The organism is Undibacterium paludis, from assembly GCF_022568815.1.
In the GTDB taxonomy this organism is placed as follows: Bacteria; Pseudomonadota; Gammaproteobacteria; order Burkholderiales; family Burkholderiaceae_D; genus Undibacterium.
Window position 1 is genome coordinate 424,016 of sequence record NZ_JAKZHX010000001.1, and the last position, 19,409, is coordinate 443,424.

18 protein-coding genes and 1 pseudogene are annotated in these 19,409 nt (G+C 52.5%); 9 read left to right on the forward strand and 10 right to left on the reverse strand.

Features of this window, described 5'->3' with window-relative positions:
* Positions 1-17 precede the first annotated feature (17 nt).
* The 3 genes from LZ463_RS01980 to LZ463_RS01990 are packed head-to-tail and all read right to left on the reverse strand — an operon-like array spanning position 18 to position 3,849.
* Positions 18-1,721, reverse strand: coding sequence for an NAD+ synthase (locus LZ463_RS01980; protein ID WP_241453332.1), 1,704 nt, complete (start codon positions 1,719-1,721; stop codon positions 18-20).
* A gap of 30 nt (positions 1,722-1,751) precedes the next feature.
* Positions 1,752-2,942: a nicotinate phosphoribosyltransferase gene (gene pncB, locus LZ463_RS01985; RefSeq protein WP_241453335.1), complete on the reverse strand. Its 1,191-nt coding sequence runs from the start codon at positions 2,940-2,942 to the stop codon at positions 1,752-1,754.
* Between the two features lie 43 nt (positions 2,943-2,985).
* A complete protein-coding gene (locus tag LZ463_RS01990; protein WP_241453336.1) occupies positions 2,986-3,849 on the reverse strand; it encodes a cysteine hydrolase family protein in 864 nt (287 codons plus the stop codon).
* A gap of 696 nt (positions 3,850-4,545) precedes the next feature.
* Between LZ463_RS01990 and LZ463_RS01995 the strand changes: the two genes are divergently transcribed.
* The 7 genes and pseudogenes from LZ463_RS01995 (at position 4,546) to LZ463_RS02025 (ending at position 9,114) form a co-directional block, all read left to right on the forward strand.
* Positions 4,546-5,409: a TIGR02452 family protein gene (locus LZ463_RS01995; protein ID WP_241453338.1), complete on the forward strand. Its 864-nt coding sequence runs from the start codon at positions 4,546-4,548 to the stop codon at positions 5,407-5,409.
* Between the two features lie 2 nt (positions 5,410-5,411).
* Positions 5,412-5,975, forward strand: coding sequence for an RNA 2'-phosphotransferase (locus tag LZ463_RS02000; protein WP_241453340.1), 564 nt, complete (start codon positions 5,412-5,414; stop codon positions 5,973-5,975).
* Positions 5,953-6,501 (forward strand): protein-tyrosine phosphatase family protein, encoded by a 549-nt coding sequence (locus LZ463_RS02005; protein WP_241453341.1) that lies wholly within the window; start codon positions 5,953-5,955, stop codon positions 6,499-6,501. The genes LZ463_RS02000 and LZ463_RS02005 overlap by 23 nt, the downstream gene beginning before the upstream one ends.
* A gap of 1 nt (position 6,502) precedes the next feature.
* A complete protein-coding gene (gene ybiA, locus LZ463_RS02010) occupies positions 6,503-7,054 on the forward strand; it encodes a riboflavin biosynthesis intermediates N-glycosidase (RefSeq protein WP_241453342.1) in 552 nt (183 codons plus the stop codon).
* Positions 7,055-7,253: 199 nt separating this feature from the next.
* A pseudogene (locus LZ463_RS02015) lies at positions 7,254-7,457 on the forward strand (DUF4291 family protein); the annotation flags it as partial.
* Between the two features lie 142 nt (positions 7,458-7,599).
* A complete protein-coding gene (locus LZ463_RS02020; protein ID WP_241453345.1) occupies positions 7,600-8,484 on the forward strand; it encodes a CmcJ/NvfI family oxidoreductase in 885 nt (294 codons plus the stop codon).
* A 9-nt stretch (positions 8,485-8,493) separates the two neighbouring features.
* On the forward strand, positions 8,494-9,114 hold the full coding sequence (locus tag LZ463_RS02025; RefSeq protein ID WP_241453347.1) for a 2-hydroxychromene-2-carboxylate isomerase: 621 nt from the start codon (positions 8,494-8,496) through the stop codon (positions 9,112-9,114).
* A gap of 61 nt (positions 9,115-9,175) precedes the next feature.
* Here the strand turns inward: LZ463_RS02025 and LZ463_RS02030 are convergent, their stop codons facing one another.
* Positions 9,176-9,877, reverse strand: a complete 702-nt coding sequence (locus LZ463_RS02030; RefSeq protein WP_241453349.1) for a hypothetical protein — start codon at positions 9,875-9,877, stop codon at positions 9,176-9,178.
* Positions 9,878-10,086: 209 nt separating this feature from the next.
* A complete protein-coding gene (locus LZ463_RS02035) occupies positions 10,087-11,358 on the reverse strand; it encodes an O-acetylhomoserine aminocarboxypropyltransferase/cysteine synthase family protein (RefSeq protein ID WP_241453351.1) in 1,272 nt (423 codons plus the stop codon).
* A gap of 508 nt (positions 11,359-11,866) precedes the next feature.
* Between LZ463_RS02035 and LZ463_RS02040 the strand changes: the two genes are divergently transcribed.
* The gene (locus LZ463_RS02040) at positions 11,867-12,343 is read left to right on the forward strand and encodes an outer membrane lipoprotein (RefSeq protein ID WP_241453354.1); all 477 of its coding nucleotides are present in this window, start codon (positions 11,867-11,869) and stop codon (positions 12,341-12,343) included.
* Positions 12,344-12,396: 53 nt separating this feature from the next.
* On the opposite strand, the gene LZ463_RS02045 is transcribed toward LZ463_RS02040, so the two are convergent.
* Together LZ463_RS02045 and LZ463_RS02050 are read right to left on the reverse strand one after the other, a co-directional pair.
* Positions 12,397-13,263: a polysaccharide deacetylase family protein gene (locus LZ463_RS02045; RefSeq protein WP_241453356.1), complete on the reverse strand. Its 867-nt coding sequence runs from the start codon at positions 13,261-13,263 to the stop codon at positions 12,397-12,399.
* A 73-nt stretch (positions 13,264-13,336) separates the two neighbouring features.
* Positions 13,337-13,870, reverse strand: coding sequence for an ester cyclase (locus tag LZ463_RS02050; RefSeq protein WP_241453357.1), 534 nt, complete (start codon positions 13,868-13,870; stop codon positions 13,337-13,339).
* Between the two features lie 145 nt (positions 13,871-14,015).
* Between LZ463_RS02050 and LZ463_RS02055 the strand changes: the two genes are divergently transcribed.
* The gene (locus tag LZ463_RS02055; protein ID WP_241453358.1) at positions 14,016-14,909 is read left to right on the forward strand and encodes a LysR family transcriptional regulator; all 894 of its coding nucleotides are present in this window, start codon (positions 14,016-14,018) and stop codon (positions 14,907-14,909) included.
* Here the strand turns inward: LZ463_RS02055 and LZ463_RS02060 are convergent.
* The 3 genes from LZ463_RS02060 to LZ463_RS02070 form a co-directional block, all read right to left on the reverse strand.
* On the reverse strand, positions 14,899-15,348 hold the full coding sequence (locus LZ463_RS02060; protein WP_241453359.1) for an NIPSNAP family protein: 450 nt from the start codon (positions 15,346-15,348) through the stop codon (positions 14,899-14,901). The genes LZ463_RS02055 and LZ463_RS02060 overlap by 11 nt on opposite strands.
* 109 nt (positions 15,349-15,457) lie before the next feature.
* Positions 15,458-16,090: an ABC transporter ATP-binding protein gene (locus LZ463_RS02065; RefSeq protein WP_241453361.1), complete on the reverse strand. Its 633-nt coding sequence runs from the start codon at positions 16,088-16,090 to the stop codon at positions 15,458-15,460.
* A gap of 144 nt (positions 16,091-16,234) precedes the next feature.
* On the reverse strand, positions 16,235-19,402 hold the full coding sequence (locus tag LZ463_RS02070) for a CusA/CzcA family heavy metal efflux RND transporter (RefSeq protein ID WP_241453362.1): 3,168 nt from the start codon (positions 19,400-19,402) through the stop codon (positions 16,235-16,237).
* Between the last annotated feature and the right edge of the window lie 7 nt (positions 19,403-19,409).

The window sequence follows — 19,409 nt, forward strand, 5'->3', positions numbered from 1 at the left end:
CTATAAGGTCAGGCTTTTCAATGGGTATATTTTGCCGCAATTGGCATCTGCCGGCCACTACCGAAAGCCCGCGCCCTGACCCGTATGATAGGGGGCGCCTGGCGACGTTTGTATTCATTGCGCGCCACCATGCCCAGAATGCGGCTCAGGGTTTTCATACCAACCTCGGTTGCCTGCAATTGCTCTACAAAAGCCTGGGCCCTGGCGAATTCTTCTGACGGCAGGCGCCTGCCTTCTATGTGCCATTTCAATATTTCATCGAGTTCTTCATAGGGCGGCAGGCTGTCTGTATCCAGCTGGTCAGGCGCCAGCTCTGCTGAGGGTGGCTTGGTCAGCACATCATGAGGAATGATTTCACAACCAGCCCGCTCGTTGATATGGTGCGCCAGTGCATACACCTCGGTTTTGTACAAATCGCCGATCAAACCCAGGCCGCCATTTGTATCACCATACAGCGTGCAGTAACCGACCGAGATTTCACTCTTATTGCCTGTGGTCAGCAGCAGTGCGCCAAAGGCGTTCGAGTATTCCATCAGTATCGTGCCGCGTATGCGGGCTTGCAGGTTTTCCTGTGTCAGGCCCTGCAATTTACTGGAGAAGGCGTCGGCAAAGCCTTGGGCGTATTGTTCCACCAGGCTCAGGATGGGATGGGTATGCAGTTTGACCTTAAGATTATCACAAAGCTTGACAGAATCACTGACAGAACCGGAACTGGAATAAGCTGACGGCATGGTAATGGCGATGACGTTTTCCGCGCCCAATGCTTCAACCGCCAATGCGATCGTCAGGGCAGAATCTATGCCGCCAGATGAACCGACAACAACTTGCCTGAAACCGCAGCGGCGGGCATAGTCTTGCAAACCCAGCACAATCTGGCGGCGGGTAAAGTCGGGCACTGCCAGTCCAGTCAAGTCCGGCCTGACCAGGGGCCTGCCATTTGCTTGAGAAAACTTCTTGTCATCGAAAGCAATCAACTGAAAATCTTCACGGAAGCGCCCTGCTTCAAACACGACACCTTCTGCTGGTGTTACCGCAAATGAAGCGCCGTCAAACACCAGTTGATCCTGCCCCCCGACCTGGTTCACGTATAGCAATGGCAGTTGATGATGGGCAGATGCGTTGCTAAACATCGCATGCCTTTGCTTGCGCTTGCCTATGTCGGAAGGGCTGGCATTGATACTGATGACCAGGTCGACCTTGGCTTTGGTCAGGGCATTGAAGGGATTGACCTGGTAATCCTGTTCGTCATCATTCCAGCCATCTTCACAAACCATGAAGCCAATTTTTTGACCTTTGACATCTATCGTACTGGCGACTTCGCGGCCGGGCTCAAAGTGCCGACGCTCATCGAATATACCGTATGTGGGCAGCAATTGCTTGTAATATTCTGCGATGATGGCGCCATCCCTGACAGCCAGCAGGGCATTATGCAAGGCTTTGCCCTGACCCGGATTTCTGCGCACGGTGCCAATCACGCTGACCAGCGTCGGGTAATCCTTTGAAGCCTGCAGGATCGCTGCCAATGCTACGTCAGCCTTTTGCAAAAAAACCGTATCTTCAAGCAAGTCGCCAGGATAATAACCACAAATGCACAACTCACTGAAGACGGCGATATCAGCCTTGCCGACCACAGCTTTTTGCATGTGATTGATGATGGCAGCCGTATTGCCTGCAAAATCGCCCACCGTATAATTCAACTGTACTACCGCTACATTCAACATGAAGATATTCCTGCTCGTTACGTTACGCGATTACATGATGGGGTGATTGAAAACCTGACGCAGATAGGCGAGAAAGGTTTCATCAGTACACAGGGTCTTGCCTGCCGAATCAGACAGTTTTGCCACAGGCTGACCATTGCATGACTTGAGCTTCATGACAATATTCAGCGCCTTGATGCCAGTATCGTTTGTCAGGTTGGTCCCTATGCCGAAACCTGTCATTGTGCGGTCAGCAAAATGGCGGTACAGGCTGAATGCTGTATCCAGGTCAAGTCCATCAGAAAATACCAGGCGTTTGGTATGCGCATCGATACGCAATTTTGCATAGTGCGCCAGCGCCTTTTCACCCCAGACTACCGGGTCGCCTGAATCATGGCGCAAGCCATCAAACAGCTTGGCAAAGTAGAGATCAAAGTCGGACAAAAACGCATCCATGCCAACCACATCAGTCAGCGCAGTACCAAGGTCGCCACGGTATTCCTGCACCCAGTCTTCCAATGCCGCTTTCTGGAAATCACGCAGACGCACACCAAAAGACTGGTAGCTTTGCAGATATTCATGTGCCATGGTACCTATCGGCACCAGCTTGTATTTTTTTGCCAGGTAGACATTTGATGTGCCTTTGAAGAATTGAGGTATTTCGCGGGCCAGCGTTGCCACCACTTCATCATGCCATGCTCCAGAGAAACGACGGCGCAGGCCAAAATCAAAAAATTCAAAGGGGTGAGCCTTGCCCGGGTCTTGTCCGAAAACTCGTAACTGTTCTATTTTTGCAGCCAGCCTGCTACGTGCTTCTGCCAAACTGCTAGCTGTCTGCAAACGACGGAAATACAGCTCATTGACGATATGCAGGACAAAGATTTCAAAACCCATGACATGCACTTGCGGGCCGGTTGCCACGATGTTGAGCGTGTCACCATCCGTACTGACCTTGATGAATTTGCGTTGGAAGTGGAATACGGTCAAAAAGTCGGTAAAATCACTTTTGATAAAGCGCAGCGAGCGCAGATAATCAAGTTCATCCTCAGTAAAATTGAGCGCACACAGTTGATCAAGTTCACGCTCGACATCGTTCTTCAGATCTGACAGCGGGTAAGCAGGCGTGTTGCGGCAGACAAAAGCATATTCAGTCTGTGCATTCGGGTGACTATGCAGCAATGCCTGCCACATCGTGAATTTATACAGGTCAGTCTCAAGCAGGCTTTGCACTACGGGTTTCATATTATTCTTCTCTATTTGTTTTGCATTATCTGTGTTTGCCTGTTCAGGCATTTTCCATCAGTTCAGGCAAGAGATCGGCCGCTTTGGCTATCTGCACACCTTTGGCTGCCATGGCGCTGACAAAACCCTGGAACTGTGCATCAAAACCAGTGACCGGACTCATGCAGTCAATCACCAGTACCAGTTTGTGCAGCTCTGCGGCGGCGAAATTTTCGACCAGGTGTTCTGTCGTTGCCTTGACGCAGTGGCTGCCTGCTTCACCGGTAATGTAGACCTTGTCGGCTTTGCGCAGGCTGGCGATCAATTCCTGGTTCAACTGGGTGCCGGGGTCTTCTGCATCTGGCACTTCTGCGCGTATCGCTGAATAGTGTTCAGTCCAGGGATTAGAACCCTTGCTGATCTTGTTGACGATACCCAGTTTGCTTTCTTCCCAGGCATTATAGGCGGCACGTACATCAGCATGGACATTTTGCCCCCATGAGCCGATTTCGCAGTGTACCGGCCAGATCATCAATTGATAGCGACCTTCAGCTTCCAGTGTATCCAGATAGGCGAGAGTACGCGGCAGGGCTGCCGCCTGGCGTGGCAGGTATTCACCGGCGCGCACTGCAGCAGCCGAAATGCTGGTGAATGGCGCAACGTCACCACCTTTGCCGTTGATCCAGAATGTAGGATGGGCAATATCATAACGATGATGGGCATCCAGGGTAATGCTGATGCCGCTCAAACCATTTGCACCCTGCCTGATCAACTGAGCAACACGTTGCATGTCGGCATGGGCACCCGGCACCGGCAAAGCCGGTGCAAGCTTTTCGCCGCTGCGCGCATCGGCCATCAGATAATCTGGTGGCAAATCACAGAAATCATTTTGCGGATCAATGATGAGAAGTTGCAAATCGCGTTTCATGATATTTTCCTTTTTCTTGTGAGGCTGATTGCATTGTAGGGCACTTAGTTTTATTTTTCAACTAAGTATTAGTGCTTGTCATCCAAAACAACCGACGGCGTATCCCGTCGCCATCAATTAATGGCTTCGCATATGACCCGACTACCTAAACATGCCAGAATAACTGATGAAAGGTCATGTCGTGCAAGCGCTGATTACATTTGGTTGCAAATTCCAGCCACACTGCTGACGCGCCTCTTCATGCCTATCCATAACAGGTCCATAACTTGCGAAGCATGTCCACTACAAGGCTGAGGAGTATTGGTGATGATGCAAGGCAGCGCTGACAAGGTCTGCGCAAAAAGAAAGTTGAATATCATCTTGCCAGGCCTAAAGCCGTTCGAATAACCTTTTTGACAAGTAAGTTGCCCGTACTCACTTTAGTCTGTACTTTAACTGAAACAACTTCATTCTGTTCCCTTTACCACACGCGCAAAAAAATCCTGACGTAGAGTCGAATCAAGCAAGTCAATATTTCAGGGACAAAGAAACCAAATACTTTCAATTGAACTTCCGGCTCCTGATTTTCCGCCTGCTTTCAGATTATTGAGGCTAGGCCACAATTAGTTAAAATTGACAACTATCTTAGTTGCATTTTGAATTTAACTGTTTTATAGTTGACACACTGACGCTGCGTTGAAGATAAAAAAGATGAAAATGAAAACTACACAAGCAAACAGAAGCCAAAGAGCACTTATTGCACAAGAAACTCTGACCATCCTGGAAAATGGCACCTACAACAGCGCTCAAAATCGCTGCGTGACTATCAAGGATGAGTTAAGGCAGGCAGTGTCAAACAGCATCCACTATGCTGCCGACAGTCTCGATGAATTGCGCTCATCAGTAAAAATCGAACCTCACTACGATACGGTAGTAAATGTCCGCAATGAAAGCTGTCTTTCAGCAGCAAGACGCTTGACAGAACAATTAGCTTGCAGCCCTCTTTGTCTGAATTTTGCTTCTGCAAAAAATCCCGGCGGCGGCTTTCTAGGCGGATCAGAAGCGCAGGAAGAAAATCTGGCCAAGTCGTCGGGATTGTATGCTTGCATTGTCCAAAAAACGGAGATGTATGAAAAAAATCGCGCTTTCCCGTCATGTAGCTATCTTGATGACATGATTTACTCACCTGACGTACCAGTCTTCAGGGACGACGATTATGCATTGCTAGAGCAGAATTATCTGGTCTCTTTCATTACCTGCCCGGCAGTTAATCTTGGGGCAATGAAGAAAAATAAGGAAAAGCACATAGACCGGATAGCGGAAATCATGCAGAACAGGATCAATCTTGTGCTAGCCGTCGCCTACAAACACGGCCATAAAAACCTGGTTTTGGGTGCCTGGGGCTGCGGTGTGTTCGCGAATGATCCGTCTGATGTCGCAAAGTATTTCTTCAATGCTGTTAAACCCGGGTCGCAGTTCCACGGAGCATTTGAAAGAATTGACTTTGCTGTGTTGGACAAAAATAACACAGGCAGTTTTGCAGCTTTTGAGGCTGCCTTTAAAGAATTAAGAAAACAATAAAAATGAATACGAATAAAAAAGACTTCAGCAAATTCCTCAGTTTTGTACTGAGACACCAGCCAGAAACGATAGGCATCAAGCTTGATGAACATGGCTGGACTGATATACAGATATTGATCAAGAATGCCCGCGCACGCGGCAAGCATATGACACTGGAAGCCATACAGGAAGCAGTACGTATATCCGACAAACAGCGTTTTGCCATCAGTGAAGATGGCCTGCGCATACGTGCCAACCAGGGACATTCGGTCAAGGTGGACCTGGCCTTGCCTGTGGTGACGCCGCCTGACATTTTGTTCCATGGCACGGCCAGCCGTTTCATGCAATCCATCATGAAAGAAGGTTTGCGTCCTGGTTCCAGGCATCATGTGCATCTGTCGGCAACGCTGCAAACCGCCATCACCGTAGGGGCTCGCCATGGCGTACCAATAGTACTGAGAGTGATGGCCAGGGAAATGCATGAAGCTGGTCACAAGTTCTTTTTGTCTGCCAACGGTGTCTGGTTATGTGACCAGGTGCCGCCCCGCTACCTGATCAGGAATCATGATGACAAGCAGACCAAATAACAATACCTACTGGGTTCAGGAGGGACGCTTGCTGGCTGGGGAATATCCTGGTGCAGCGAATGAAGCGCAAGCTGCAATCAAACTGGAACAATTCCTTGATTCCGGCATTGATTACTTCATAGACCTGACAGAGGAAGGTGAGCTCCATCCTTATGCAAATCAGTTGCAGGCTATCGCAGAACAGCGTAGGAAGAAAGTAGTTCACAGGCGTTTTTCCATACCGGATGAAAGCATACCGGCATCTGCTGCACAGATGCATGACATACTGCATTGCCTGCGGCAGGCGCTGACTGAAGGTCATGTCGTGTATGTGCATTGTTACGGTGGCATAGGTCGTACCGGCACCGTCACAGGTTGTTACCTGCAGGAAGAACTGGGTAGTACTGAAGCAGCATTGAAGGAGCTGGCGTTACTCTGGCAACAGATGGAAAAGAAAACACGCTGGCCGGCAACACCAGAAACCAGTGAGCAATTGGACTGGATAAAAGCGTGGCCGCAATCATCAATAACAAAAATAGAAAAATAAAATGAAAACAAATCACCTCGAAGAATTGATCAGGCAGGTCGAACAGGGCCAGGCATTCAGCTACCTCTGTTTCTGGGGGCACAGGCAGACCGGCCATCAGATCAGCAAGTCCTGCTTCAGTCAATGGTTCCCTGCGCCATTTGTCGTCGATGGCATCAGCTATCCAACGGCCGAACATTACATGATGGCAGGTAAGGCCAGGGTGTTCAATGACGAACAGGTACTGGCACAGATATTGAAGGCAGATCACCCTGATGCCGTCAAGCGCCTGGGCAGGAAGGTCAGAAATTATGACGAACAGACCTGGGTGGAAAGTCGCTTCCAGGTCGTGGTCGATGGTAATTTTGCGAAATTTTCTCAACACCCTGATATGGCTGCTTTCTTACTCAAGACTACTGACAGTGTCATCGTCGAAGCCAGCCCTGTCGACCGTATCTGGGGCATAGGCATGGCAAAGGATGATCCTGCCTGCCAGGACCCCAGACAATGGCAGGGCCTGAACCTGCTGGGCTTTGCCCTGATGCAAGTCAGGCAAAGATTGAGAGAGCAATAGAACATGCATTTTCAACGCTATTCTGAACAATTGAAAAGTTGGCCGCTAGAGGGGCGTCATATCATGGCGCAGTTTTTTCGATGAAATCCTGAGTTATGCTGTGGTTTCCAGCTATGACGCTACTGCATATCCAGACCAGCCAGCGTGGAAACAGGCGATAGAAACCTCAGACGTGCGCCTGCAATAGGACCCTGACCATGACCCTGCCGGCAACTGCGCCGAACGCAGGGCAGTGCAACTGGGCCTGCGTGGCGAAACGCTGCGCCGCTACGGCAAGGAAGCGATACTGGAAATCAGCAACATGACTGCATTTGTCCGGGAACAGTATCGGCATCCTGCATCCACCGAACAGATGCAGGATAACTTGCTGCTTCCAACAGAAATGGTCTATCGCAGTTGCTGATCTTCACATTCCCGGCACGCATGCAAGACTTGCATAAATGTCGTTTGCAGACAGGCCGATAAGACGTTTCAATATCCATGAGCGAAACAAACTGCTGACATGTGTCAACACTGTCCGTTTCGTTTCTACTAATGGAGTCAACATGTCAACCATGCCTGAAGCAACGAGCATTTCAGCCCTGCCCCAGCCAGCGCTTTTCAACGACAGCAGCGTAATGGCTCACATGAGCTATGTGCAGCCATCAGCGATACGCCCCTGTAGTTATACTTTTGAACCGCCGCCTGGTGAGCCCTGGGAAAACGCCATCTACGATGACAGGGAAATCTGTATCCATGACGCACGGCTCGCTTCGACCGAGCCCGCACTTGAACGCGAAGGTTTTGAGCTATGGGATGTACCGACTGTAATGCGGGATTTCAGGGACGTCGATGAAGTCAGGTCAGTGTACTACCAGGAAGCACGCGAATTGGCCCTGGCCGTGACCGGCGCCCGCAGAGCCTATGTGTTTGATCACTTGCTCAGGCAGCGTGAACCCAGTCATATCGCCCTGTCCTTTGGCAAGCGCGTCAAGGGTAGCATGGCTGCAGCCAATGGTCGCATACACAATGACTATACCGACATATCAGGTCAAAAACGGCTGGCCATGGTCATTCCAGCCCTCGATGAACTGATTGAAGTAAGACGTTACAGCATCATCAATATCTGGCGGCCAGTCCACGGTACTGTACTGGATACCCCGCTGGCATTGTGCGATGCCAGGACGGTAAGCGCGCATGAGTTGATCGCCTGCGATGTCAAATACCCGCACCGCACCGGTGAAATTTACCTGGCCAGCCACGCTGACAGTCATCGCTGGTCGTATTTCTCGCAGATGGAAAAACATGAAGCCCTGATCTTCAAGCAATATGATTCACAGTTCAGCGGCACCAGCCGTTTTACCCTGCATGCCGCATTTGATCTGCCATATATCCCTGCCAACACGCCTGCACGCACCAGCATAGAACTGCGTTGCCTGGTCACTTACTGAAGGATGAACATGGATACACCTATCGCCCCTCTGCCAGTGATCGATTTCTGGTTTGAATTCGGTAGCAACTACAGCTATCTCAGCGTCATGCGTATAGAGCAGGAAGCGGCAAGGCACGGCGTCCGCGTGCGCTGGCAGCCATTTTTGCTTGGCCCCATCTTTAAATCATATGGCTGGTCAACTTCGCCGTTTGTATTACAGGAACAGAAGGGACGCTATGTCTGGCAGGATATGGAAAGGGAATGCAGCAAATACCGTCTTCCATGGAAAAAACCAGCCAATTTCCCGCGCTCTGCCATCTTGCCATTGCGCGTAGCTGTGCTGGCAGCGGACCAGGCATGGATGGCCGACTATTGTCGGCGGATGATGCAAATGAATTTTGTCCATGACCGCGAAATCGACAAGCAGGAACTGGTCGAAGAAGTCCTGACCGGCATGGGTTTGCCAGCTGCCCACATTCTTGCACAGGCCACGACAGATGAAAACAAACTGAAATTACGCCGACAGACTGAGCTGGCCATCAGCAAAGGTATTTTTGGCGCACCGACTTTTTTTGTCGGTGAACAGATGTTCTGGGGAAATGACAGGCTGGACGATGCGCTCGCGTATTGCAGGGCTGGCCAGGTATGAGCTTCATGCCTGACCTGCTGATTTTGCTTGCGGACTGAATGGTAACCTGTCGGATTTTCTTCTAGCGTAAGAACAGGTGCAGGAAATTCACCCACCAGACTGGCTTAGTCAAGAACAGATACATGGCCACGGCCTGGGAAATCATCAGCAAAGGCAAACCGTAGCGATATACCAGGTGAAACTGGCGAATGACGAGCAGGTCGCGCAATATGCCCAGCAATACCAGTGCGTCGACGTAAGCGTACCACCATAGACTGGGGACCAGACTGCGGGGGAAGCGTGCGAAGGCAGCCACGGTCAGGCTGGCGGAGGCAATCAGCATCAGCCGGCGATGATATTCCGGCTTGCGCCGCCAGTAGATTGCCAGGCCAAACGCCACAGCAAATGTCAGCATGTCATTGAGCGACACACTGAAAAAAGCGGGGCTGCCTGTTGCACGTTCACTATGCCAGTTATGCATGACGATTGCGGTCGCAATGCCAATGACGGGCAAAGATGCACCGATGACCGCAGCGCTCACACCCAGCCGCCTATGCCAGTTAATATTGGCCGAACTGACCAGACCAGACTGAATAATGAACAACAGTGGCCAGGCCGTGAACACCACGGCATGCAGATATAAGATGGCAGGAGGAATCAATTCAGGATGCAGTAACCTGTGTTCTATGTTACGGCCAAAACCATAAGCCACGATCAAGGCAATCAGTATGGCCATACCAAGGTAAAAATAATTATCCAGACCGCGCCGGGTAAATCTGCTCACTTCTCACTCCTGTTCTCATTTCAGTTTCATAGACTAAAAACAGTAGCACTTGGGTGCATACTCGCCGACAAGTATGCATACAAGGGCCTTTTTGAGGACTGATTAAGTGACAGAAGCTGGGTCTGCTGGGATGAGTGTGAACTGCCATTGGGCGACGCAATGGCATGTCCAGCCCGCCGAAGGGCGGGGGACATAAACAATAAATAAAACTAGGCTTTTGCCAAGGCCTGTTCCAGATCAGCGATCAGGTCGTCGATATGCTCTATGCCTATGGACAGGCGTACCGTATCTTCCGTCACGCCAGCCTTGGCCAGCTCTTGCGGATTAAGCTGTCTGTGGGTAGTCGTGGCCGGGTGACAGGCCAGTGACTTGGCATCGCCTATATTGACCAGACGGGTGAATAGCTGCATGGCATCCTGGAAACGGGCGCCGGCTGCCAGGCCGCCAGCAAGACCGAATGTGAGTATGCCTGACGGTTTGCCACCCAGGTATTTCTGCGCCAGTACATGATCACGATGCTCTGGCAGACCCGCGTAATTGACCCATTTCACTTTCGCATGCCTGCTCAGGTAAGTGGCAATCTTGCTGGTGTTGTCAGTAATCCTGTCCATGCGCAAGGCCAGGGTTTCTATACCCTGCAGTATCAGGAAGGCATTGAAGGGCGACAAGGCAGCACCGGTATTGCGCAAAGGTACGACACGGGCGCGGCCAATGAAAGCCGCCGGTCCCAGCGCCTCGGTATAGACGACCCCATGATAGGACACGTCAGGCTCATTCAAGCGCTTGAAACGCTCCTTGTGTTCAGCCCAGGGAAACTTGCCGGAATCGACAATCAGGCCACCGATGGAATTGCCATGGCCCCCAAGATATTTGGTCAGCGAATGGACAACGATATCGGCACCGAATTCTATGGGGCGCAGCAGATACGGTGAAGGTACGGTGTTATCAACAATCAGCGGCACCCCGTGCCTGTGGGCAATCGCGGCGATTGCTTCTATGTCGGTGATATTACCGAGCGGGTTGCCTATCGATTCCACATACACAGCCTTGGTCCTGGCGTCGATAAGACGACCAAAAGACTCTGGTTCGCGATAATCGGCAAAGCGGGTTTCTATGCCAAATTGCGGGAAGGTATGGGCAAACAGGTTGTAGGTACCGCCATACAGGGTGGAAGCAGAAACGATATTGTCACCGGCCTCGGCAATGGTCTGTATGGCATAAGTGATGGCGGACTGGCCAGATGCCAAAGCCAGCCCGGCAATACCGCCTTCGAGTTCGGCCACGCGTTTTTCCAGCACATCATTGGTCGGGTTCATGATGCGCGAATAAATATTGCCCTGCACCTTCAGGTCAAACAGGTCCGCGCCATGCTGGGTATCGTCAAAGGCATAGGCGACGGTCTGGTAGATCGGTACGGCGACGGCGCGCGTAGTCGGGTCGGGATTGTAGCCGCCGTGTACGGCTATGGTTTCCAGCTTCATCAAATCTTCCTTTCTTTGGTTAGTGCATCTGATCATAAAAATGCAGCAGCCAAATCACAAGGAAGCAATTCGTCTGTGCTTATCTGAAAATCGACTAGTGGACTGTAACAGTAGGAACAGGAGTGAAAAACGCTTGCCCGGCGCATCAGGGCAAGGCAGGGTTTTGACAAATAAGCATAGCGATAGTGAGCTATCGCGAGCATTTGCAACGCAGCCATGATCGTCGCACAAGCAAAAAGCACTCTGTTTTCTACTGTTACGGTCCACTTGTGTCCGGCAAAAAACCCGGAAATGATCTGGGAATGCAGGCGTGGCCAAAACAACATGTAGACTATTTTACAATAACCTTTGCCCTGCCATACCCCTCTATTCCAATTTTGAAATACAAACTTACAATAAAAATCGGGGTATCTTTCCAGTTTGATATTTATAATCATAAAAATGCAATTAATACGTTTCCATGAACCAATGAGTCAACGATGAATCAACTATGAGGCTGCGTTTATCAATGAAAAAATACCTAGCACTGGCACTAATATTAGTTGCAAGCTCTGCCTGCACCACAGCCCAGACAAATGGCGAGCCCCGCAATATCAGGGCAGGCGGCTTCCAGGATCAGCAAACCGGCGATCTGGGCGAGATCCACGACATGCGCAGGATCACAGTACAAAAACCAGGCAGGGTCGGTGCAACCGGCGCAGTGGTGGGCGCCGTGACCGGTGCCGCACTGGGTAACCAGATCGGCAAAGGCAATGGTAAAAAGGTCAGTACGGTACTTGGTGGCGTGGTGGGCGGCGTGGTGGGCAACGCTGTCGCCGAACAGAATTCCATGGTGAATGTCGCCGGACTGGAAATCGTGGTACGCCTGCGCAACACCGGCAGCCTGGTCACCGTCACCCAGGAACAGGGCCGTGATTCATTTTACATAGGCCAACCAGTGAGGATCGTCTATAACCAGAATATCGCCCAGGTTCTGCCTTACTGAAGACAGACAGCTTCTTCAGTGCCTTACTCCTGAAGAGGGCACTGACACCCTGTTTATTTATGCGGTACGTCAGGCAGGCTTAATGCCAGTCTGGCGATCTCATCCTTGCGCATCACTATTACGCCGGGATGCTGCAAGGCGTACTGTAAAAATTCTCCCAGCACCTTCACACGTGCCGGTGTGCCGGCGATGCGGTCATGTGTGGACAATGACATCATACGGCGCCGATAGCCCGCTTCCAGATAGAGCTGATCAAACTCATCGCGTAATTCCTGCCCGAACGCCTGTGCCGTCATCGGCCCTTCTGCACCGAAACGGGCAATATCATTGTTGCGCAAGGTATAAGGCACAATCGCAAACGGCTGCCCATTGACTGTCGTCGTCAGCGGCTCATCGGCACTGAGATCATCAATATGATAAAAAAATCCCAGGGACTGCAAGATACCGAGAGTGCGTGGCGTGCCACGCAACCAGAAGGCGTTGAAACCTGCAGGCCGTGTAGCTGTCGCCCCCAATATGGCGTCGATGTTTGCCTGGTAGGAGGCGCGCTCCCGCGCTTCATCCATGGTCCAGTGCGGCGTCCAGGTGTGGCCATGTGCTGCGGCTTCATGACCACGTTCAACTATTTCTTTTGCCAGTGCAGGCCTTTGCAATACCGCTTCACCCACCATGTGAGAAGTGACCGGTATCCGGAACCTGTCCCACAGATCAAGCAAGCGCGGTATGCCTTCACGCGCACCATATTCAAACCAGGTGCGCGCCGGTAAATCCGGCAAATCGGTATCAGTCATGGCTGGAAAAGGCGAGCCATTGCCATGCTCGCTTTGTGCCCCGGCTTCAAACTGCATCGAAATTGAGATCACCAGGCGTATGCCATCGGGCCAGTACTGCCCCTGGGGCAGATTGATTTTGTCATGCATATTGCGTCCTTCATCAGGTCTGATTGACATCAGAATTGGGCTTGCGAATCTACAGTAAATACTTACTTTACTTTTACTTGACCACACCCAGTTGCTGCAACAGGGTCAGGTTATCTTCGAGGTGCCAGTTGTCCGTGATCTTGCCTTGTGCTATGCGGTAGATGTCAGTGGCAATAAAATCGACCTTGCGTCCATCGCCCTGCCTGCCATGAAAACTGCCACTGTAATGCCCGCTAAAGTGCAAGCGGCCGATGACACGGTCGCCAACCAGCAGCATTTCTTCCACCTCCAGTTGCAGGTCAGGGACGGCGGCGCGAAAGTTTTTAGAGGCGAACAAGGGACCTTCCGGGCCTTGTGGTCGGCCTGCCGGCAAGTTCCTGTCCATGAAATCATTTGCCAGGGCTGCCTGCATGTAGCGACTTTCACCGGTATGCCAAAAGGCGTAATAGCGACGAGCGGCCAGGGCCATTTCCTGACGCTGCGCTTCCGGAATGGACATGTCTGCGACGATGTTCTTCGGTAGCGGTAACTGCTCTTCAGGCGTTGCCGCCAGAGCCTGGCCACAGGCCGCCAAAATGACGAGACCGGGCAAGATTTTGGTGATCATGAGTTTTCCTTATTAGTTTGTCTGAACTGAAATTGCGCGGGATTTGCGCTCACCGTTACTGTGCTACCATTCCAATAATTTGAAAATATGCTTACAGATACAAGTATCTGTTCCAAATTGGAATAGATAAACAGGAAAGTGCAAGATGATAGAACTGGCCGACATGAAACTGTTTGTCCAAGCTGTGCTCAGCGGCAGCCTGTCTGCTGCCGGTCGCGAGCTTGGTTTTTCACCGGCAGTAGGCAGCAAGCGCCTGAGCAGGCTGGAAGCTCAACTCGGCATACGCCTGTTGCAACGTAGCTCACGACAACTGAGCCTGACAGAAGAAGGAGCGCTGTATTTTGAACGTTGCCAAAGCATACTGGGTGACATCGCCAATGCCGAAGCCGAACTGGGCCAAGGACTGGCGGAGCCGCGTGGCCTGCTGCGCGTGTCTTCTCCGGTTGCCCTGGGCAGGCATTACATAGGGCCAGCGCTGGAGAAATTTGCCCGCCGCCACCCAGGTCTGCAAGTACAGCTTTCCCTCAATGACCATGTCGTTGACCTGATCGCGTCCGGTTTTGATTGCGCCATCAGGATAGGAGCCAATACAGATTCACGCCTGGTCGCCCGCAAGCTGGCAGACAACCGCCGGGTGGTCTGCGCCTCACCCGCCTACCTCGGTGGGAACGGTGCACCTCAGACCCCGGCAGATTTATTGCAGCACAGCTGCATACTGATGCAAGGCACAGGCGCCATGCATGCAGACTGGCATTTTACTGCCGCCGATTCCGGTGAGGAACAGAGCATACGGGTACGCGGCAACTGGCTCACCGATAACGGTGAACAGGCGCACGACTGGGCCATTGCCGGACTGGGCCTGGTCAGGCGCTCCATCTGGGATGTCAGATCTGCACTGGCACAGGGGCAATTAATTGAAGTCTTGCCAGAGTGGAGCAGCAACAGTGCCCCCATACAGGCCATCTACCCAACCCGCCGCTACCTGCCCTTGCGCACACGCTTGTTTATCGATTTGCTGGTGCAGGAATTCAGCGTATGAGCTTGCGCTGCGGCGAGTAATCGGTCAGTTCCAGGGTACGGTCTTCCATCTCACCCAGCAAAGGTGAGCCTGCCTGGTTGGTGGCACGCTTGATGTCTGCCCATTCCTGGTCCGCCTTGAACTTGCCCCAGCGATCATTCATGGTCTGCTTGTCCGGCCATTCCAGCAGGTAGACAAATTCCGTACGCTCGCCACGCCTGGTTTCCCACATGCTGACGATCTTGAAGTCATAGCGCGCCATGATACGCATGGCATGGTCACGAAAACGGTCATGAAAGAGCTTCTTGTTGCCATCGAAGATTTCGTAGATGCGCAACTGGTGCAAGGTCGTGTCCGGCCTGGCGGCATCAGTTGCCTGGACACTGCTGCCAACTGACATCAAGGCAATACCCAGACACAGGGTGCGCAAGATATTATTGAGATGCCTGGTTAAAAACATGTTTTATTCCCATCAGCAAAAGTGAACAGGACCAGCTCTTTCATGGCATCTGAACACAGGAACCTGAATTAGTTCCGTCGTCGCGAGCAAGCAGACATTCAGGCAAAGCTCAGTCGCCAAGGTCGAACAGGGCAGACAGCGGTATGCCCGCCGGCTCTTCATACATGGCCAGCACCCAGGCCCTGGCGGGGTCACCGGCATATTGCCCGAGTGTTTGCACGACAAACTGTATGGATGTCTTGTCCAGCGCAGAAAATGGGTCGTCAAGCAAGGTGAGCCTGGCGTTGGCGGCAAAAGCTGCCGCCAGCCAGACTTTGCGCTTGCTGCCTGTCGACAGCATGAACAATTGCTTGTGCAAATGTGGCGTCAGGCCCAGACCTTCCGTCAGGGCTGGCAAGAGGCTGGCATCAAAATCCGGATAACTGGCTGGCAGCGACGCAAAATATTCAGGCACGCTCATCTGATCAAAATTTTCAGTACGCGGATCTATCCAGAATACCTCTCTTGCATAGCGTTCCGGCTGCTCATGCAGTGTTACGCCCTGCAATCTCAACTGCCCTGCCTGCGCTGGCAACATCCCGGCGAATAATTGCAGCAGGCTGCTCTTGCCGCGACCATCACCACCACGTACCAGTGTGATGCCAGGCTGTATGCGGGCTGACCAGTCCTGGAACAAGGGGGCGTCCCCATAACCAAAGCTGAGATTGTCGACTTCCAGAATAGCGGGCCGTTCAGTATTCATTTTGTATTCCCCAATTTGATGTGAAGAGTATACAAAAAGAATGACTGCTGTCTGCAGGAATATTTCCTGACCAGGCAGCACAGGGCTACAATTTCCAGACGGGACTGCTGATCAGCAGTCCCGTCTTCCGATTCCTACTATGGATCAGCCAGGATGGTGCAGGGCTTGCACCTGATCAATAACGGCCTTCTCATCATTGCGATGTACCAGTCGGTATAACAACGGCAGCACCAGCAGGGTCAGAACCGTCGACGACAAAATGCCGCCGATGACCACGGTAGCCAGAGGACGCTGTACTTCAGCCCCGGTGCCGGTCGCCAGCGCCATCGGCACGAAACCCAGCGAAGCCACCAGCGCAGTCATCAACACCGGACGCAACCGGGTGAGCGCTCCGGTGGTCACCGCCTCGTCCAGACGCATGCCCTCTTCACGCAGGGAGCGGATATACGAAATCATCACCAGGCCGTTGAGCACGGCCACCCCGGACAAGGCGATAAAACCCACCGCCGCCGAGATCGACATGGGGATACCACGCATGGACAGCGCCATGACGCCACCCGTCAATGCAAATGGAATACCGGTGAACACCAGCAAGCCATCTTTCACATTGTTAAACATGACGAACAACAAGGTGAAGACCAGCAACAGCGCCAAGGGTACAACGACCTGCAAACGGCCGGTAGCCGACTGGAGCTGCTCGAAGGTGCCACCCCAACTGGTCCAGTAACCAGGCGGAATCTTGACACTCTTTGCAAGAGCCTGCTCAGCCTCCATGACGAAGCTGCCAATGTCCCTCCCTGTCACGTTGGTACTGACCACGATGCGACGTTTGCCGTTTTCGCGACTGATCTGGTTGGGCCCCGGTGCAAAGTCCAGCGTCGCCACCTCACCCAGCGGAATGAACGAAGTCACCGCGCCGGCTTGCAACGGCAACGGGATTGGCAGGCGTCGCAAGGCATTCAGGTCGCTGCGCAGGTTTTCTGGCAGGCGCACCACGATATCAAAACGGCGATCGCCTTCGAACATGGTGCCGGCTTCACGACCACCGGTGGCGATGGCCAGGGCCTCCTGCACATCACCAATGTTGAGCCCGTAACGTGCGGTCTTCTCACGGTCAATCCGCACGGTCAACACGGGCAGGCCGCCAGTCTGCTCCACCTTGACTTCCACTGCGCCAGGAATTCCTTGCAGTACATCGGCGATCTTCTTGCCGATTCCAGCCAGGACATCCATGTCATCGCCATACAACTTGACGGCAACGTCGCTGCGCACGCCAGAAATCAATTCGTTGAAGCGTAACTGTATCGGTTGCGAAAACTCATAACCGTTACCGGCATATTGACTTGCTTCTTCCTTGATTGCTGCGATCAGTTCGTCGCGGCTCTTCTTCGGCGCAGGCCAGTCTGCCTCCGGCCTGAACATGATGTAGCCGTCCGAGATATTCGGTGGCATCGGGTCTGATGCGATCTCCGCCGTACCGGTACGTGCAAACACGCGATCAATTTCTGGAAATCTTGCCTTCAGGCCGGCTTCCAGTTTCTTTTGCATATCCAGCGACTGGCTCAGACTGGTGCCGGGTACGCGCAAGGCCTGGATAGAAATATCCCCTTCGTTGAGATTGGGAACAAATTCGCTACCCATGCGGCTTGCCAGCAAGCCGCACAATACGATCAGCACAACAGCAGCAGTCAGCACCGGTGCTGTGTTGTTCATGACTTTTTCCAGCAGCGGCTGGTAGGCGCTGCGGGCCATCAGCATCAGGCGATTTTCTTTCTCGGCGACACGTTTGCCGATGAACAGCGCCACGGCAGCCGGGATGAAAGTCATCGACAGTATCATTGCCCCCAGCAAAGCGATGACAACGGCAAATGCCATGGGATGGAACATCTTGCCTTCAACACCAGACAATGCAAAGATAGGCAGGTAGACCACCATGATGATCAACTGGCCAAATAACAGCGGACGACGGGCTTCCCGCGCTGCGGCGAACACTTCATGAAAGCGTTCACTCAGACTCAACTCGCGCTTGACACGTTCCTGGGCATGAGCAAGGCGGCGCACGCAATTTTCTACAATCACGACAGCGCCGTCGATGATGATGCCAAAGTCCAGTGCACCAAGACTCATGAGATTAGCGCTGACCTTGTAAGTCACCATGCCGGTAAAAGTGAACAGCATCGCCAATGGAATGACCATGGCGGTAATGATCGCCGCCCGGATATTACCGAGAAAGAGGAAAAGGACAGCGATGACCAGGATTGCACCTTCGAGCAGATTTTTCCTGACGGTGTTGATGGCTTTATCAACCAGCACTGTCCGGTCATAGACGGTCACAGCTTTCACGCCGGCCGGCAATGAGCGGTTGATTTCCACCATGCGCTTCGCTACCGCCTGTGATACCACACGGCTGTTTTCACCGATCAGCATGAAGACCGTACCCAGCACCACTTCGCGGCCGTTTTCTGTCGCAGCGCCGGTGCGCAATTCCCGCCCTATCGCCACATCAGCCACATCGCGTATGCGAATTGGCACACCCTGTACATTATTGAGGATGGTGTTGCGGATATCCTCCAGCGTGCTCACCTGGCCCGGCGCACGGATCAGAAATTGTTCACCATTGCGTTCTATATAGCCAGCGCCGACATTGCTGTTATTGCGGTCAATCGCCGTCACCACATCCCTGAGCGTCAAACCGTAGGAACTGAGCTTCACAGGGTCAGGCGTGACGTGATACTCCTTGGCATAGCCGCCAATCGAGTTGATCTCGGTGACACCTTGCACCTGACGCAATTGCGGCTTGATGATCCAGTCCTGGATTTCGCGCAGGTCAGTCGGGGTGTAGGCAGTGCCATCCGGCTTTCTCGCACTGGGCTCACTCTCTACAGTCCACAGGTAGATTTCACCGAGGCCGGTCGAGATTGGCCCCATTACCGGCACCACACCTGAAGGCAGGTTTTCCCTCGCCTCTTGCAGGCGCTGGTTGACCAGCTGGCGTGCGAAGTAGATGTCAGTACCATCCCTGAATATCACCGTTACCTGTGACAGGCCATAGCGCGACAGCGACCGCGTCTGTTCCAGGTTTGGCAAACCGGCCATCACCGTTTCGACAGGAAAGGTCACCCTTTGCTCCGTCTCCAGCGGCGAATAGCCAGGCGCACTGGTATTGATCTGCACCTGCACATTGGTGATATCCGGTACCGCATCAATCGGCAGTCTCTGGTAGCTGTAGATACCAATACCTGCCATGGCAATTACAGCCAGCATGACCAGCCATCGATGGGTGATAGCGAATTGAATGATTCGTTCAAACATGATTTAT